Annotated in this window: 1 protein-coding gene; it reads right to left on the reverse strand. The window is 48.1% G+C overall.

The annotated features are described in order from the left end of the window. The coding region (locus J7438_RS25600; RefSeq protein WP_209278864.1) for an IS4 family transposase at nucleotides 1–1,255 on the reverse strand (1,255 nt) is incomplete at both ends.

The raw sequence follows: 1,255 nt of genomic DNA on the forward strand, positions 1-1,255 counted from the left end.
TGGTACTTTTTTAGGTAAAGGCTTTCCTTCATAAAAGGTCAGCCAAAGTACTTTCCACTCCTCATCGCTGACTACCCGATTGGCCGGTGTCTTTTCATTCCAGGCTTTGTCGTCCTTTTGTTTTCGCCTGTACGGTAGCACCAGAGCTTCTCTGATCTGCAGCAACCTGACTGCTACAAACATCAATATGACAGCCAGTCGTTGTATGTTTCCGGCACACAACAACCGTAACCGCTCAACACCTGCACCGGTTTTCCAGGCTTTATGAAACTCTTCTATTCGCCAGCGAAGCTCATAAAACCTGAGAACAATACGACAATCATCAAATGTATCTACAGCCTCTGAAGTCAATAGAATCCAGCGCAGCCGGTCTTCAGTATCAACTTCCACTTCTTCAGCCATAAGGATATTGACCGTTATTGGAGCCATTCGACCACCGGGTCTTTGCGGTGATTGAATGGTTACTGTCTTTTTCTTTACCTGTAGTGTTGCCTCGCGTGCTTTTCTTCCACCGCGCTGAGGAACATTAACCGTATAACTGCCGATGACGGACTCTTCAGCCAGAGCATCAAACAGTAGCCGGTCATCGTCAATCAATATGCGGTTCTGTGTTGCCCTGACAACAAATCGTCTGGCATTAGTAAGCCGGTGCTGGATGTATTCATAAATATCTGCCTCCCGGTCGCAGACACTGATAACCTTCGCTATCTGATCACCCAACCTGTGTTCAATATTCTCTGCAGACCTCTGCCATTTAAAACTTTCTTTTTCTTCGTATGGACGTTGCTTGCGCTGATGTTTTTTGCCTCTTTCCTCGTCGTCTCTTATCCAGCGTTGTTGATCGATCAAACCAATGGTTCTCTCAGAGTCCGCATCCAGTAACATGACTGAGTGCGCCCAGAGACCTTTGGATATACTGTTTTTCGGCCCGCCGATATCACCCAACTCTGATCTGGCAGAGTGTTTGTAACTGAGCGTGGTGCTGTCCTCAATGGCCAGTATGAGTCGTGAGTTGTTTGCAGCGATCACTGTCGCCTGAAATCCGGCCTCAGCAATGGCATCAGGTTCTACTGCTTCATTTTCGATGAGACGATAAGCACCTTCAACAGCAGCAAGGTTGCCACTGCAAGAGGCTGCCAAAGAGGAGCCGGTATTTGCAGACAGGTCACCTGCTACCTGTACCAGCCTTTTGGTTCGACGTTTATCACCCAAGTCAGCGCATCCGAAAGTCTGTTCAGCCCATTGTTGAGGGGGG

The organism is Thalassotalea sp. G20_0, assembly GCF_017744175.1.
Lineage (GTDB): Bacteria > Pseudomonadota > Gammaproteobacteria > Pseudomonadales > Endozoicomonadaceae > Endozoicomonas.